This is a genomic window from Gordonia sp. G4 (assembly GCF_057770005.1).
The window spans coordinates 3,727,843-3,744,578 of sequence record NZ_CM173442.1 but is presented as its reverse complement, the minus strand read 5'-3'; the positions used below and the strand labels follow the sequence as shown (position 1 = coordinate 3,744,578).

Sequence of the window (16,736 nt, the reverse complement as noted above, 5' to 3'; positions counted from 1 at the left end):
GACCTGGATTTCTCCGAGAAAACTCAGGTAGGGCACAATGACCACGGTGAGCGACGAGACACCAGATGTTGTCCCCGCCGAGTCATCTGACGTGGGCCAGCCCGAGGACGCGCCGTACGACGACGGCGCGATCGAGTCCGATGTCGATGCGCTCGACGAGCCGACCCCCGATGAGTCGGTCACCGACGCGGCCGTCGTGGCCGCTGACACACCGGTCACACCGCCCGTTGTCCCGCAGCTGGATCCGTCCGACACCTCGTGGTGGAAGTCCGCGGTGTTCTACCAGATCTACCCGCGCTCCTTCTCCGATCTCGACGGCGACGGGATCGGCGACCTCGCCGGGGTCATCGACAAACTCGGTTACCTCGAACTCCTCGGAATCGATGCCATCTGGCTGAGTCCGATCATGGCCTCCCCCATGGCCGATCACGGTTACGACGTCGCCGACCCCCGCGACATCGATCCCCTCTTCGGCGATCTCGATGTGTTCGACGACCTCATCGCCGAGGCCCACGAGCGCGACATCCGCGTGACGATGGACCTCGTCCCCAACCACACGAGCGACCAGCACGAGTGGTTCCGAGCCGCACTCGAGGCGGCCCCCGGCAGTCCCGAACGGGAGCGGTACATCTTCCGGGACGGCCGCGGCGACAACGGCGACGAGCCGCCGAACAACTGGCACAGCATCTTCGGCGGCCCCGCCTGGACACGTGTGACCGAGGCCGACGGCTCGCCCGGCCAGTGGTACCTCCACATCTTCGCGAAGGAACAGCCGGATCTGAACTGGGAGAACCCCGACGTCTTCGCCGATCTGGAGAAGACACTGCGCTTCTGGCTCGATCGGGGTGTCGACGGTTTCCGCATCGACGTCGCGCACGGGATGGCCAAACCCGCCGACCTGCCCGACATGGACCTGTCGGCGACCAAACTCCTGCAGAACTCCGACGACGATCCGCGTTTCAACAACTATGCGGTGCACGAGATCCACCGCAAGATCCGCAAGGTCCTCGACGAGTACCCCGGTGCGGCCAACGTCGGTGAGATCTGGGTCAGCGACAACGAGCGTTTCGCCGAGTACCTGCGGCCCGACGAACTGCACCTCGGTTTCAACTTCCGGCTGGCCAAGGCGCCGTTCGAATCCGGCGCGATCCGCGAGGCGATCGAGAACTCGATCGACGCGGTGCTGTCGGTGTCGGGCACACCCACGTGGACGCTCTCCAACCACGACGTCGCCCGCGAGGTCACCCGCTACGCGGTGGTCGATCCGGATACCGGCGCACTCGACCTCGAACGCGGCACACGGCGCGCACGCGCGATGCTCGTCGTCGAGATGGCTTTGCCCGGAACCATATTCCTCTACAACGGGTCCGAACTGGGACTGCCCAACGTCGACGACCTGCCGGACGACGCGCTGCAGGACCCGGTGTGGGAGCGTTCCGGGCACACCGAACGCGGCCGGGACGGGTGCCGCGTGCCGATCCCCTGGGAGGGAACCGAGCCACCGTTCGGATTCAGCGCGTCGAACGAGACCTGGTTGCCGATCCCGACCTCGTGGCAGGCGCTCACCGTCGAAGCCCAGCTCGAGGACGTGGGATCGATGCTGTCGCTCTACCGTGCCGCCATCGACCTGCGAGTGTCCCGTCCGGAGTTCGCCGGCGAGCACATCGAGTGGTACGGCGCTCCCGAAGGATGCCTGGCGTTCCGTCGTTCCGAGGGGCAGCTGATCTGCGCACTGAACGCCGGCGAGGTACCGGTACCCCTCCCGCCCGGCGAATTGCTGCTCGTCAGTTCGCCTCTCGTCGACGGCCTGCTCGCGCCGGACGCGGCGGCCTGGCTGGTGTGACCGCCCACCTGCCGGGCTAGTTCAGGACCGTCACCGCGAGATCGCGGTGGCGACGCTGGTACACCGACCCGAAGCGGGCGTCGATCCGAATCCACGCCGCGGACATCCGGATTCGAACCGGCTCGTCGGCGGCGATCGCTCCGGTGTCGGAGGTCTCGGTGACCGCCCGTCCGGCCGCGTCGCGGATGAACCCCATACCGGTGAGGGCGAAGACCGACCTCATGCTCACCGCGGCCCGCAGGGCACCTTCCTCGGATGTCACTTCCAGGACGTCCTGATCGAGCAGACCCGTTGCGGGACCGTGCCCACTGCCCTCCTCACGGGCGACCCGTGCGCCCTCGCGGGACAGTTCGACGACGCTGCGCGCGGGGACGTCGTCGATGTGCCGGAAACCGACGGCGGCGGGAAGCGCACCGCGCCAGGCACTGTCGAGCGAGAAGCCGGGATCGACGGCGCCCCCGGGGACGGCGGCCTCGACGGCCGATCGCAACGTCGAGGCGTCACACACGATGTCGGCCGGCGCGACCCGGCCGGTCACCGAACGTGTGGCCAGCACGTCGAATCCGGTGTGCGCCCACAGTGCGACCAGACCATCCGAACGCGCGACCACCCGCACGACCGCGGTCTCGTCGAGTCGCACCGCATGCGCGAGAAACGCGAGAGCGTTGGATCGGTCGGACGAGGCGATCTCGATGAACCGCTCCATCAGCTGGGTCCGTCGGCTCGCGTGGCGGGTTCCCCTGTCACACGGCGGAATCCGGCGAGGTACTCCTTCTGTTCCGGCGTGAGCCGGGCGATACGCTGCGCGGCGACGTCGAACGCGACGAGCTGGGTGCTGGCGACGACGGCCGGCTTCGACGCCGGGTCCGCGCCCGCGGCCCGGACCTCGTAGCCGACGGTGAAATCGACGGCACGCAACCGCTCCACGTACATGGTGACCTCGATCGGCCCCTCGGAATGACGCAGTTGCGCTTGATATCTCACATGCAGGTCGGCGACGAGACAGCCGTCGCGCAGGGGTGCGGTGGGCCGGCCGTCGTAGAACAGCCATGGGATGCGCGCCTCTTCGAGCAGCGTCACCATCCGGGCATGGTTGATGTGCGCATAGACATCCATGTCCGACCACCGCACCGGCACCCTGACCAGGTACCCATCGGCGGTCGTGGTCCCGGCGTCCTCGTTGAGCACGTGCGTCATCCCCTGTCAGGTCGGTGTCGTCGAAGCCGGCCCTCGCGGCGGCCTCGGTCCAACCCTACGCACCCCTCGGCCAGGTCAGGCAGGCGCGATCTCCACCGGAAGACCGTTGAGGACGACGGTTCCCGACAGCGGATCCAGCAACGCGCCGTCGTTCAGCTCGTTCACGTTCACCCCCGGCTCGGTGGCGGCGACGCCCAGCCGGGTGCCCTCGACATCGTGGCCCCAGCCGTGCGGCAGGGAGGCGACGCCCGGCCGGATGTCGGTGGTGATCTCGACGGGAACGGTCAGCGACCCGCCTGCGCCGCGGATCTTGGCGGTGTCGGAGATCCCGAGCCGGTCGGCGTCGTCGGGGTGCATCAGGAGTGTGCAGCGATTGGTGCCGCCGGTGAGCGCAGGCAGATTGTGCATCCAGCTGTTGTTGGACCGCAGATGACGGCGGCCGACCAGCAGCAGGTTGCCGTCACCGACGGGAGCCGGGTCGTCGGCGACCACGGCGGCCCACAGACGCGCGAGGTCGCCGATGAGCGGATCGGGAACGAGTTCGACCTTGCCCGACGCCGTGCGGAGCACCCCGGGCAGCCGCGGTCGCATCGGCCCCAGGTCGATGCCGTGAGGCGCGGCGAGCACATCCGCGAACGTCAGTCCGTCCCGCTCGCCGAAGGCGTCGCCGTACGCGCCGACCCGCAGCAGCATGTCCAGACGGCGCTGGTGTCCCGGTGCGTCGGGCAGCATCGCGACGAGTGAGTCGACCTCGCGACCTGCGACCGGCGAATGCGGGTCGGTGACCTCCTTGGCCAGAGTCGCCGCGATGACCTGTTCGTCGACGAGCCCGGGGTCGGCGTCGACCCCGGCGCCGGACAGTCCCAGGATCAGCCGGGAGACGATCTCGATCTCGTCGGGACGGCCCGGTGGTAGCGGCAGTACCGGCGGTGAATAGCGAGCGGTGGCCCGGACCGCCAGGTTGTTCAGGATGGCGTCGAAGTGCGGACTCTGAGACGGACGCGGGGGCGGCAGCAGCACGTGCGCGTGCCGTGTCGTCTCGTTCAGGTACGGGTCGACGCAGACCACGAATTGCGCGTCGTCGAGTGCGCGCCCCAGTCGTCCGCCGTTGGGTGCCGACAGCACCGGGTTCCCCGACACCGTCACCAGGGCGCGCAGCTGTCCGTCGCCGGGTGTCTCGAATTCCTCGGCCATCGCGACGGCCGGCAGCTCGCCGCCGACCTCGGCGTGGCCGGACACCCGGCTGCGCCAGCGCCCGGTGCGGAAGCCGCGTCCGGCGCGGGCCGGGCGCGGCGACGGCGCCGTCGGAGCGAGCGGGAACATCACTCCCCCGGGCCGGTCGAAGTTGCCGGTGAGGATGTTGACCACATCGATCAACCAGCTGCCCAGTGTGCCGAATTGTACTGTCGTGGTGCCCATTCGGCCGTAGACGGCCGCCGAGGGGGATGCGGCGATCGATCGCGCGAGCGCCCGGATGTCGGCTGCCGCGACACCACAGAACGGCGCGACGCGTTCGGGCGTGAACGGGTCCAGCTCTCGGCGCAGCGCGTCGACCCCGGTGACATGTGCGGCTATCCCACCGAGATCGTCGGCGACGAGTTCCTCGCCGAACAGGCACTGCACGACCGCGGCCAGCAGGGCCGCATCGGTACCGGGCCGCGGCGCGAGGTGGGTGTCGGCGAGCTTGGCCGTCCGGGTGCGTGCCGGGTCGATGACGGTGAGGCGCCCGCCTCGCCGACGCAGTGCGGTGAGTTTCCCGGGAAAGTCCGCGGCCGTGGTGACGCTGCCGTTGGAGACCACCGGATTGGCTCCGATGATCACGAGGTGGTCCGTGCGATCGAGATCCGGGACGGCGAAGGTCCCCGCATGTCCGACCAGATAACCGGTGGCCGCCTGCTTCGGCATCTGGTCGAGGGTGCTGGCGCTGAACACGTTGCGGGTGCCGAGGGCCCGGATGAGCAACGGCGCATACATCGTGCCGGCGACGGTGTGGGCCGACGGATTGCCCAGGTAGAAGCCGATGGACTCGCCGCCGGAGGTCGAGATCACCTCGGCGTGCCCCTCGACGGCGGCCGCGAGCGCTGTGTCCCAATCGGTTTCGACGAGCCGGCCGTCACGCCGGACGAGCGGCCGGTCGAGGCGATCGGGATCGTTGTCGAGCTGCGCGAAACTCGCGCCCTTCGGACAGAGGTAGCCGGCGCTGAACACGTCCTCGGCGTCACCGCGTGCCGCGACGACGATCTCGCGGCCGGTCGTGCGGTCCCGGTCGATGCTGAGTGTCAACCCGCAGGTGGCCTCGCAGAGCGGGCAGATGCGCGGTGCGGTTCGGGTCATGGGCCCAGGCTATGCCGACACGACACCCGACGACCGGAAAACGGGCAGGGGCGGATCGGAGGGGTGCAGCCGGTATCGCCGTCAGCGGATCACGCTGCGCAGCTGCCTCGCCGCCACCGACAGGGTGGCCAGGCTCGTCGTCCCGGTCTCCTCGATCTCACGGAGCACGCTGCGCACCCGGCTCAGCCGGTTGGAGTGCGAGGACTCCCACTCGGCGATCTTCTCGGACGGGCTCTCCTCGGGTTCGCTGACCTCGAGGATCTTCAGGGTCAGCGCGCGCAGCGCACCGTGCATGTCGTCGCGCACGGCCAGCCGTGCCAGCGCGTGCCACCGGTCGCCGTAGTCGAGTCCCGACACGGCCGTCAGCAGCTGTTCGAGCCCGAAGTGTTCCATCACCGCGAAGTACAGCTCGCCGACCTCGTTGTCGTCGCGGTCGGCGATCTCGGCGGCGTCGATGATGTCGAGCAGGCAGAACCGGTGCAGGCTCGCCGCGACGGTGTGGGCGAGATCTTCGGGCACACCGTGATCGACGTAGGTCTGGGCGCGCTCGGCGACGTCGCGTCGCGAACTCGGTCCGTACCAGTCGCCGGCGACCGCCGACAACGCCGCCACCCGTTCGCCGTACCGGGTGATCTCGGCGGCCATGGCCAGGGGCTGCGGCCGGAAGGCGAGCAACCACCGCGAGGCCCGGAACAGCAGCCGGCGCGCATAGAGCATCATCTCGTCGACGGCCTCGACCGGCGCGGGCGCGTGCCGGATGCCCTCGAAGACCTCGTTCATGCCGAAGACCTTGTTGGACACCACGTATGCGCGCACCCCCTCTTCGGTGGTGCAGCTGCTCCCCTCGCTCAACCGGAACAGATGGGTCATGCCCGCGTGGTCGATCACGTCGTTGACCAGCGTCGTCGCCACGATCTGGCGGCGGAGCCGATGCCCGCTGATCGCGTCGGGGTATCTCGCACGCACCGCGTCCGGGAAGTAGCGCGCGATGCGGGGCGCGAACACGTCGTTGTCGGGCAGGTCGGTGGCCAGCAGGTCGGATTTGGACTCGAGCTTGACGTGCGCCATCAACGTGGCGAACTCGGGCGAGGTGAGACCACGGTGCAGCTCGCCGTCGACTCGCCTGCGCAGCTCGCGCGGTTCGGGCAGTGCTTCCAGCCGGAGGTCGACGCCCCGCTTGGCCGCGAGGTGTTCGAGCATCCGGGCGTGGACCTCCACGCGTGTCAGCTCGAAGGACCGGCAGAACCCGAGTTCGGAGTTCTGCGAGATGTTGTCGGCGAGAACGAGTTCGGCGACCTCGTCGGTCATCGACTCCAGCAGCGGATCCCGATCGTCGGGGTCGAGCTCGCCCGCGGAGACCGCCGAGTCGAGCAGGATCTTGATGTTGACCTCGTGGTCGGAACAGTCGACACCGGCCGAGTTGTCCAGGGCGTCGGTGTTGATCCGACCTCCGGCGAGGTCGAACTCGATACGTCCCCGCTCGGTGACCCCGAGATTGCCGCCTTCGCCGATCACCTTGGCCCGCACCTCGTTTCCGTCGACGCGGATCGGGTCGTTGGACTTGTCGCCGACGCTCCCGTGCGACTCGGTCGAGGCCTTGACATAGGTGCCGATCCCGCCGTTCCACAACAGGTCCACCGGGGCGAGAAGGATCGCGCGGATCAACTCGGGAGGCGAGAGTTCGTCGACGCCGTCGTCGATGCCCAGCGTCTCGGCCATCTGCGCGCTGATCGGGATCGACTTCCGGTCACGCTCCCACACCCCGCCTCCGTCGCTGATCAGCTCCGGGTCGTAGTCGGCCCATGAGGAGCGCGCCAGTCCGAACAGTCGCGTGCGTTCCGCGAACGACGTCGCCGCCTGCGGATCGGGGTCGACGAAGATGTGCCGGTGGTCGAAGGCGGCGACGAGCCGGATGTGCTCGCTCAGCAACATGCCGTTCCCGAACACGTCGCCGCTCATGTCGCCGATCCCGACGACGGTGAAGTCCTCCGACTGGGTGTCGGTGCCCATTTCGCGGAAGTGACGCTTGACCGACTCCCAGGCCCCGCGGGCGGTGATGCCCATGGCCTTGTGGTCGTAGCCGGCCGACCCACCGGAGGCGAAGGCGTCGCCGAGCCAGAACCCGTACGACTTCGACACCTCGTTGGCGATGTCGGAGAACGAGGCGGTCCCCTTGTCGGCCGCGACCACCAGGTAGGTGTCGTCGGAATCGAGGCGGACGACACCGCGGGCGGGGATCACCTCTCCGGTCGTGAGGTCGATGTTGTCGGTGACGTCGAGCAGGCCGGCGATGAACTGCCGGTAGCACGCGATCCCCTCGTCCCGCTGCGCCTCCCGGTCCTTCGCGGCGTCACCGGAGGGCGGCGGCGGTCGCTTGACGACGAAACCGCCCTTGGCGCCCAGCGGCACGATCACCGCGTTCTTCACCGCCTGCGCCTTCGCCAGTCCGAGGATCTCGGTTCGGAAGTCCTCCCGCCGGTCGGACCAGCGCAGACCACCACGAGCGACCGAGCCGAATCGGAGGTGCACCCCCTCCACGCGAGGTGAGTACACGAAGATCTCATGCAGCGGACGGGGTTTCGGGGTCTGCGGGATGTCGCGCGGGCGGAGCTTGAACGAGATGACCGGACTGTGGTCGGTGCCCGCGGACCGGCCGCCGACGAAGTAGTTCGTGCGGTCGGTCGCGGTGAGGACTGCGGCGAACGCGGAGACGATGCGGTCGGCGTCGAGATTCAGCACGAGTCCGATCTCCTCGTCGAGCTTGTCTCGCACCTGCTCCCGACGTTCCTCGTCGGCGGTGTCGGGGTCGAATGACGCCACGAACAGGTCGACGAGTCCGCGGGTGATGGCGAGATGCCGGCCGAGGACACTGGCGACGTGAGCCGGGCTGTAGGAGAACCCGCACTGGCGCAGGTACTGCCCGTAGGCCCGCAGCATCGCCGCCGACCGCCAGTCCAGGCCTGCCCGGATGACGAGTTCGTTGTAGGCGTCGACGTCCGCGCCGGCGAGCCAGATGCGCCGGAACGCCTCGGTGAACCGTTGCGCGAGATCGTCGGAATGGTCGAGGTCCACGGTCATCCCGGCGGCGAGTTGCACGCTGAATTCGTATGCCCAGCACACAGTTTCATCGAGACGGTGAATCTCGTAGGGATGCTCCTCCAGTACGTCGAGCCCGAGGCTGTGCAGCACCGGGAGGACGTCGGTGAGTGTTGCCGACGCTCCGCAGAGGTAGAGCGTGAAGGTCCACCGGTCCTGCTGTCCGTCACCCTCGGCCGCGTCGAGGGTGACGTCGATCTCGCCCGGTTGCAGGCCCACGACGCGGATGAGGTCGGCGAGCGCGGCGCGCGGTTCGCGGAGTTCCTTGTAGTCCTCCGACAACGAGGACAGGTGGCGCAGCAGCACATCCGGGCCGCCGTCGAGTCCCGGGATCTCGTCGGCGACGGCCAGTTCACGGACCCGTTCGTCCCAGCCGCGGATCGCGGCGACCAGCGCGGCCTGCATCCGTGCGTGCGTCGGCGATCCGGTGTCCAGGGAACCGAGTTCGGCCGCGGTCGCCGGGTCGATGCAGACCAGCACCTGCAGCAACGCCAACGGCATCTCGCTGACCCGCGCCGTGTATTCCAGTGCGGTCCCGCCCACTTCGGCGACCAGCGCGCGTTCGAGGGCCAACCGGCTGTGGGTGTTGTAGCGGTCACGGGGCAGATAGATGAGCGCGACCGCGGTGCGTCCGTCGAAGTTGGTGCGCACGAACAGCCGCAGGGACCGGGTCGCCACCGCGTCGAGCATCTCGGTGACGCGGCGCTCGAGTTCGTCCTCGGTGGACGAGAACATCTCCACCAGCGGATAGTTCTGCAACAGCTCGATCATCGACTGCCCGGCGTAGGAGTCCTCCTCGACGCCTGCTTGCGCGAGGACGGCGTGCACCTTGCCCCGCAGCACCGGGACGTCGAGGACCGCCTGATGGTTGCCCGCCGAGGTGAGCGTGCCCAGGAACCGCTGCTCACCGATGTGTTCGCCGCTCGAGTCGAACGTCGGAACCTGGAGGAGCACAGGGAAATTCGTACGCTGGATGCCGGTCGCGACGAACACCCGGCTGACCCTGGGCACCAGCGGCTGGTCGGTCACCGACGGGAAGTCACGGTCGATGGAGTCGGTTCGCCACACGCCGAGACGTTCGGTGTCGTCGGCGGACCCGTCCACCCCCACCCGCGAATAGCCCAGCGGATGGAAGTGGTTGCCCGCGAACCATTCGAGAAGCGCGGCGTACTCACCGCGATCCGCGTCGGCGGCCCCGGTCCGGCGCCGCGACGCATCGGCCAACCCGGCGGCACACTCGGTCATGCGGGAGCGCATCTCCGACGCATCGGCATCGACGTCGATGACCCGCGAGACGACCTCTCGCAGGTCGTCTCGCAGCGGTTCCGGGTCGATTCCGGGGTGTCGTGCGAGACCGTTGACGACGATCCACGACTCGAAGGTCGTCTCGCCGGTGTCCACGGCGACGAGCGTGCCGTCGGGATCGCGTCGTACCGGCATCACGGGATGATCCATGTGGTCGACGGTGAGATCGTGCGCCTCGACGGTGGCGAGAACGGCTTCGACGAGCATCGGCATGTCGTCGTTGACGACGAGGATCTCGACCGTCCCGCCCTCACCCGCGGTCACCTCGACGAGTGCCTGCCCCCGGCGACGGACCCGCGCGGCGTCGAGGTGTCTGACCACCTGGTCCGCAGCCGCCCCGCCGGCCGACCCGTCGGTCCGCGACCTGAAGTAGTGGTTCACCGCGTCCGGCACGAGTGAGGTCACATCTGCCGATGCTAGTCACCCGTGCCGGACGGGGCCGGGATTAATCGCGAGTCAGTTTGCGGTGGGTGACCCGATGGGGGCGGGCGGCATCGGCGCCGAGGCGATCGACCTTGTTCGCTTCATAGGCCTCGAAGTTGCCCTCGAACCAGAACCACTTGCCTTCTTCGACGTTGCCCTCCCACGCCAGGATGTGGGTACAGGTCCGGTCGAGGAACCAGCGGTCGTGGCTGATGACCACGGCGCAGCCGGGGAAGTTCTCGAGCGCGTTCTCCAGGGAACCGAGGGTCTCGACGTCCAGGTCGTTGGTCGGCTCGTCGAGCAGGATCAGGTTGCCGCCCTCTTTCAGGGTGAGCGCGAGATTCAGGCGGTTGCGCTCACCGCCGGAGAGGACCTCGGCCTTCTTCTGCTGGTCCGGCCCCTTGAAACCGAAGGCACTGACGTAGGCCCGCGAGGGCATCTCGTTCTGGCCGACCTCGATGTAGTCGAGTCCGTCCGAGACGACCTCCCAGACGTTCTTCTTCGGGTCGATGTTGGCGCGACTCTGGTCGACGTAACTCAGCTTGACCGTCTCGCCGACCTTCACGGTGCCCGAATCGGGCTGCTCGAGCCCGACGATGGTCTTGAACAGCGTCGTCTTGCCGACGCCGTTGGGTCCGATCACACCGACGATGCCATTGCGCGGCAGGGTGAAGGACAGATCCTTGATGAGAACCCGGCCTTCGAAGCCCTTGTCCAGGTGGGAGACCTCGACGACGACGTCGCCCAGACGCGGCGGCGTCGGGATCTGAATCTCCTCGAAGTCGAGCTTCCGCGTCTTCTCGGCCTCGGCAGCCATCTCCTCGTAGCGGGAGAGTCGCGCCTTGTTCTTGGTCTGTCGGGCCTTGGAGCCCGAACGAACCCACGCGAGCTCCTCCTTCAGGCGCCGCTGCAGCTTCTGGTCCTTCTTGCCCTGGACCTCGAGACGCTCGGCCTTCTTCTCCAGGTAGGTCGAGTAGTTGCCCTCGTACGGGTGCAGCTTGCCGCGGTCGACCTCACAGATCCACTGGGCGACGTGGTCGAGGAAGTACCGGTCGTGGGTCACGGCCAGCACGGCGCCCGGGTAGCTCGCGAGGAACTGCTCCAGCCACAGCACCGACTCGGCGTCGAGGTGGTTGGTCGGTTCGTCGAGCAGCAGGAGGTCGGGCTTCTGCAGCAGCAGCTTGCACAGCGCGACGCGGCGCCGCTCACCACCGGAGAGGTGGGTGACCGGGGAGTCGGCCGGCGGGCAGCGCAGGGCATCCATGGCCTGCTCGAGCTGCGAGTCGAGGTCCCAGGCGTCGTTGTTGTCCAGGTCTTCCTGGAGTTTGCCCATCTCCTCCATCAGCTCGTCGGAGTAGTCGGTGGCGAGCAGCTCGGCGATCTCGTTGAAGCGGTCGAGCTTGACCTTGATCTCGCCCATCCCCTCTTCGACGTTCTCCTTGACCGTCTTCTCCTCGTTGAGGGGCGGCTCCTGGAGCAGGATGCCGACGGTGGCGTCGGGGTCGAGGAAGGCCTCACCGTTCGACGGCTGGTCGAGACCCGCCATGATCTTCAGGATCGACGACTTTCCGGCGCCGTTGGGTCCCACGACGCCGATCTTGGCGCCCGGGTAGAAGGACATGGTGACGTCGTCGAGGATGACCTTGTCGCCGTGTGCCTTGCGAACCTTCTTCATCGTGTAGATGAACTCAGCCACGTGAAAACTCCTTAGGACCTGTTCGATGCCGTGTGATTGTCAGCCGCGGAGGCGGGGGGTGGGCGCTGAGAGCGCACACACAATGAATCCAGCCTAGTCGCCGCCGGTTGCCGGGCGGCGGCCCGGTGGGCTGCGACCGGTTCGCTGTGCGCCGACTTTCGCGGGTCGGCGCGCAAGTGAGACGGTTTGCCGGGACAATGTCGTGGGGAAAGAGGGAGGGGCTGGGGTGAGGACGCCGTGCCGGTGCACGGCGTCGAGGAGATGGGAGCGGTCGATGGGTGGGGTACCCAGGTGGACGATCGTCTCCGTGGTTGTGGGCGTGATGGTCGGCTCCATGGGTGTCATCGCCTGCGGCCCGCCGCCACGAGAGTGTCCGACGACGATCTCACCCCTGTCCGGCCCGGCCGGGGACTGCCTGCGGTTCGGAGTCAGCACCCCGAGCGGCCCGCTCCGGCCGGCCGAGGTCGCCGCGGTCACGGAGCTGGTCGGGGTACGGCCGACCGTCAATCTCTTCTTCGAGGACTTCACCGCCATCCCCCCGATCGCCGCCCTCGATGCGGTGGTCGCGGCGGGCGCCGAGCCGGTGGTCACCTGGGAGCCGTGGCGCCATCTCGGTGGCGACGACTACGACCGGGGCGCGTTCTCGATGTCCTCCATCGTCGCCGGGACCCACGACGACTACCTGTACCGCTGGGCCGACGAACTCCGCGCCTGGGGCCAGGTCGTCTACCTGCGGTTCGCGCATGAACCGAACGGCGACTGGTACCCGTGGAGTCCCGCGGGCGGGACTCCACCCGAGCTCTACATCGCCGCGTGGCGGCATGTGCACGACCTCTTCGCCTCCAAGAACGCGAGCAATGTGAAGTGGGTATGGGCTCCGAACGTCCCCCTCGCCGACGACGCTCCCCTGTCCCGCTGGTATCCGGGAGACGGGTACGTCGACGTCCTGGGGATAGACGGTTACAACTGGGGAGCGGTGCCCGGCCATCGATGGACTCCGCCGGAGGAGCTGTTCTCCGGTTCGCTGGTCCAGCTTCGTAACTTGTCGCCGGAGAAACCGATACTCGTCACAGAGGTCGGATCGGCGGAAGCCGGTGGTTCCAAGGCCGAATGGATCGCGGACCTGGTGACCTACCTCGACAGGGCCGACGACGTCACCGGCTTCGTCTGGTTCGACCACGACAAGGAAGCGGACTGGAACTTGGGCAGCACGGCAGCAGCGGGCGCGGCGATGGCGCGCGCACTCGAGGAAGCAGGACTCAGGTGACTGTGATGGACGCACACATCGACGCCGACCTCGAAGAGGCACGCCTGCACTCGATGCAGCAGCTGAACGTTCTCGACTCGCCGCCGGAGGACCGGTTCGCGCAGATCACCCGCATGGCGAAAGCCGTGTTCGGCGTACCGATGTCGACGGTGTCACTGCTCGACCGCGATCGACAGTGGTTCAAGGCGTCCGACGGCATCGAGCTGCAAGACCTGCCGCGCGAGCAGACGGTCTGCCAGGTGACCGTGGCCCGCGCCTACGAGCACCCCGAGGACCCGGCCCTCATCATCCCCGACCTCTCGAAGGTCCCGACCTTCGCCGCAATCCCCCAGATCGCCGCCGAGGACGGCATCCGCTTCTACGCGGGGTATCCGCTGTACGGCCCCGGCGGGCACCCTGTCGGGACGTTCTGCCTCTACGACACCCGACCGCGCGAGCTGACCGCCGACCAGCACGCGGCCTTCCGCGAGATGGCCGCGTGGGCACAACGGGAGATCACCAACACCGACGACCTGGAACGCGCCGCGCTCGTGCAGCGCCAGTTGTTGCCGCCGCCCCTCGACGTCGTCCCGGGCTGGTCGATCGCGGCGATGTGCCTGCCCGCCTTCGCCGTCGGCGGAGACTTCTACGACCACTACCCGTGGAGCGGCGGCCTGGTGTTCACCGTCGCCGACGTGATGGGCAAGGGCCTCGGCGCGGCGATTCTCACGGCGACGGTCCGGTCGGCGATCCGCGCGGCATCCCGTGCCCTCGATGCCGCCGCGCGGGACGCGACCGACACCGACCTCGCACAGGTGGTGGGCACGGTCGCCGACCAGCTCGCCGACGACTTCGCCGGCACCGAGACGTTCGCGACCGCGTTCCACGCGCGGCTGAGCACCGACGACGGCCGGCTCGAATACGTGGACGCCGGACACGGCCTGTCGGTCGTCCGCCGGGTCGGCGGTCAGGTGGAGTCATTGAACGGCGGCGGATTGCCGATCGGCATCCTGCGCGACGAGACCTGGGACACCGCACGGGTCGACCTGGGCCCGGGCGACATGCTGATCATCACCTCCGACGGTCTGCTGGACCTGCTGCCGTCCGGCGACGAGGCGGCGCTGCGCGCGCTCTTCGACGAGACCGCCACACCTTCGGAGGTCTGCTCGATGGTGAGCGAGCTCGTGGCCTCGCGATCGCCGATCGACGACGTGACCGTCGTGGCCATCCGGCGTGACGAGACCGGATGAGCGAGAGCGTGGAGGAGGCCACCCTCGCACGGACGGCGCCGTCGCCGTGGTTGCGCCTGCTGATCGTCGCCGCCGCGATCCTCGGACTCAACTACATCGTGTGGCGCTGGCTGGCCTCGGTGAACTGGGACGCGTGGTGGATCGCGGTGCCGCTCGTCGTCGCCGAGACGTACAGCCTGATCGACTCGTTGCTGTTCGGTCTGACGATGTGGCGGCTGCAGCACCGCCCCGAACCACCTTCCCCACCCGAGGGCGCCACGGTGGACGTCTTCATCACCACCTACAACGAGCCGCTGGATCTCGTGATGAGGACCGCTGTCGCGGCGAAGGCGATCACGTATCCGCACACGACATGGATCCTCGACGACGGTGACAGGGCCGAGATCGCCGACGCGGCGGAGCGGGCGGGCATCGGGTACATCACCCGGTCGTCGAACTGGTTGGACAAGCCGCGCCATGCCAAGGCCGGCAACCTCAACAACGCGCTGATGCAGACCGACGGTGAGTTCCTGCTCATCCTCGATGCCGACCAGATCCCCGAACCCCAGATCCTGGATCGGACGCTCGGTTACTTCCACGACGAGAAGATGGCCCTCGTCCAGACGCCGCAGTACTTCGTCAACGTCCCGCCCTCGGACCCGCTCGGCAGTCAGGCGCCGCTGTTCTACGGGCCGATCCAGCAGGGCAAGGACGGTTGGAACGCCGCGTTCTTCTGCGGGTCCAACGCGGTGCTGCGCCGGGAGGCGTTGATGCAGCTGGGCATCACCCAGTACGTCTCCGCCGTCGCCGACGGCATCGATCGAGCCCTGCGCACCGCGCGGTCGGTGCTCAAGTCGACGCGCAAACAGGTGGGGCGCGACAACCCCACCGTCACGGCCGCCCTCGATGCCGTCGACGCGGCGGTCAAAGACGCACGCGCACAGCTGAAGAAGAAGGAACCGCTGGCCGACATCACCTACCGGTTCCAGGCCCGCGTCGACGAGGCGGCGCGCGGCCTCGCCGACGCCGATGTCGAGGCGATGCGTGCCGATCTGGAGGCGATCGAGGCGCTCACCGAGCTGAGCGAACAGGAACCGGGCGCCGGCGCCGTCGACTACGACGCGCTCGCGGTCCTCGCCGAGCGCGAGTGGTCTCCGCTGGGTGCCATCGAATCGATCCGCGCCATGGTCGAGGCCGTCGACGTCGGGAGATCCGACGAGGCCCAACCCATGCTGCCCCTCGCCACCATCTCGGTGACCGAGGACATGGCGACCTGCATGCGTCTGCACGCCCTCGGCTGGAACTCCGCCTACCATCACGAGAACCTTGCCTTCGGCCTGGCGCCCGAGGACCTGAAAACGATGGTGACACAGCGGCTCCGGTGGGCACAGGGCACGATCCAGGTGATGTTGCGGGAGAACCCGCTGGTCCAGAAGGGCCTCACCATCACCCAGCGGCTCATGTACTGGGCGACCATGTGGAGTTATCTCGCCGGGTTCGCGGCCATCGCCTACATCGCGGCACCGGTGGTCTACCTGGTGCTGGGCATCCTGCCCGTGCAGGCCTACAGCTGGGACTTCTTCCTGCGGCTCATCCCGTTCCTCGTGGTCAATCAACTGCTGTTCCTGGTGGTCGCCCGGGGCACGCCGACGTGGCGCGGTCAGCAGTACAGCCTCGCGCTGTTCCCGGTGTGGATCAAGGCCTGTACCACGGCATTCCGCAACGTCTACATGAACCGTCCACTCGGATTCGCGGTCACCCCGAAGACCAAACAGTCGCAGGATGCGCTGCCGTGGCACATCGTTCGGCCACAGCTGATCGCGATGGCGGTACTCGTGGTGGCGTCGGTGATCGGCATCGTGCAGCTGTACCGGGGCGCCATCTCCGTTCTCGGTGTGGGTGTGAACCTGTTCTGGGTACTGTTCGACCTGGTGATCCTGAGCGTTGTCATCATCGCGGTGCGTTACCGCGGTCCCGATGAGGAAAGGCAGTGATGGCGAATTTCGCAACCCGCAGCGTCGACGGGGGTGCCGTGGTGATCCGACCCGAGGGCCGGCTCAACATGGTTGCCGCCCCACGACTGCGAGACCAGTTGCACGAGTTGGTCGGGTCGGGATCGTCGAGGATCGTCGTCGACCTGTCCGGCACCGACTTCATCGATTCGTCGGGACTGGGCGCGCTCGTCTCCGGTCTCAAGGTGGCGCGCCAGGCGGGCGGCGACCTGCGGATCGCCGCCCCCACACCGCAGGTGGTCACCGTGCTCGAGTTGACCAATCTCAATCGCGTTCTCCGCGTGCACCCGTCCGCCGATTCCGCATTCGACGGGGCCTGACGGGTATCGACCCGCTCACCCAGAGATCGAGGACT

The 16,736-nt window shown here is 68.1% G+C and carries 10 protein-coding genes; 5 read left to right on the top strand and 5 right to left on the bottom strand.

The window, feature by feature from the left end:
- The first annotated feature begins 37 nt into the window (after positions 1-37).
- Positions 38-1,843 (top strand): glycoside hydrolase family 13 protein, encoded by a 1,806-nt coding sequence (locus AC3B5T_RS16750; RefSeq protein ID WP_084817189.1) that lies wholly within the window; start codon positions 38-40, stop codon positions 1,841-1,843.
- A gap of 16 nt (positions 1,844-1,859) precedes the next feature.
- Here the strand turns inward: AC3B5T_RS16750 and AC3B5T_RS16745 are convergent, their stop codons facing one another.
- The 5 genes from AC3B5T_RS16745 to ettA all read right to left on the bottom strand — a co-directional run bounded on the left by AC3B5T_RS16745 (position 1,860) and on the right by ettA (position 11,894).
- Entirely contained in the window at positions 1,860-2,549 is a 690-nt protein-coding gene (locus AC3B5T_RS16745) for a DUF8010 domain-containing protein (protein ID WP_010841646.1), read from the bottom strand.
- Entirely contained in the window at positions 2,549-3,040 is a 492-nt protein-coding gene (locus AC3B5T_RS16740; protein WP_010841647.1) for an acyl-CoA thioesterase, read from the bottom strand. Before AC3B5T_RS16740 ends, AC3B5T_RS16745 begins: the two co-directional genes overlap by 1 nt.
- Positions 3,041-3,115: 75 nt before the next feature.
- Positions 3,116-5,374, bottom strand: coding sequence for a molybdopterin-dependent oxidoreductase (locus AC3B5T_RS16735; protein WP_055474760.1), 2,259 nt, complete (start codon positions 5,372-5,374; stop codon positions 3,116-3,118).
- Between the two features lie 81 nt (positions 5,375-5,455).
- The gene (locus AC3B5T_RS16730; protein ID WP_488357754.1) at positions 5,456-10,180 is read right to left on the bottom strand and encodes an NAD-glutamate dehydrogenase; all 4,725 of its coding nucleotides are present in this window, start codon (positions 10,178-10,180) and stop codon (positions 5,456-5,458) included.
- A 40-nt stretch (positions 10,181-10,220) separates the two neighbouring features.
- Positions 10,221-11,894: an energy-dependent translational throttle protein EttA gene (ettA, locus tag AC3B5T_RS16725; protein WP_010841650.1), complete on the bottom strand. Its 1,674-nt coding sequence runs from the start codon at positions 11,892-11,894 to the stop codon at positions 10,221-10,223.
- 274 nt (positions 11,895-12,168) lie between these two features.
- Between ettA and AC3B5T_RS16720 the strand changes: the two genes are divergently transcribed.
- Genes AC3B5T_RS16720 through AC3B5T_RS16705 form a run of 4 tightly spaced genes read left to right on the top strand, consistent with a single transcriptional unit; the run spans position 12,169 to position 16,701 of the window.
- Positions 12,169-13,161, top strand: a complete 993-nt coding sequence (locus AC3B5T_RS16720; protein ID WP_055474758.1) for a glycoside hydrolase family 26 protein — start codon at positions 12,169-12,171, stop codon at positions 13,159-13,161.
- The gene (locus tag AC3B5T_RS16715; RefSeq protein WP_055474757.1) at positions 13,158-14,390 is read left to right on the top strand and encodes a PP2C family protein-serine/threonine phosphatase; all 1,233 of its coding nucleotides are present in this window, start codon (positions 13,158-13,160) and stop codon (positions 14,388-14,390) included. The genes AC3B5T_RS16720 and AC3B5T_RS16715 overlap by 4 nt, the downstream gene beginning before the upstream one ends.
- Complete coding sequence (locus AC3B5T_RS16710; protein WP_055474756.1) at positions 14,387-16,363, top strand: glycosyltransferase family 2 protein; 1,977 nt, start codon at positions 14,387-14,389, stop codon at positions 16,361-16,363. Before AC3B5T_RS16715 ends, AC3B5T_RS16710 begins: the two co-directional genes overlap by 4 nt.
- Entirely contained in the window at positions 16,363-16,701 is a 339-nt protein-coding gene (locus AC3B5T_RS16705) for an STAS domain-containing protein (RefSeq protein ID WP_004019580.1), read from the top strand. The genes AC3B5T_RS16710 and AC3B5T_RS16705 overlap by 1 nt, the downstream gene beginning before the upstream one ends.
- The last annotated feature ends 35 nt before the right edge of the window (positions 16,702-16,736 follow it).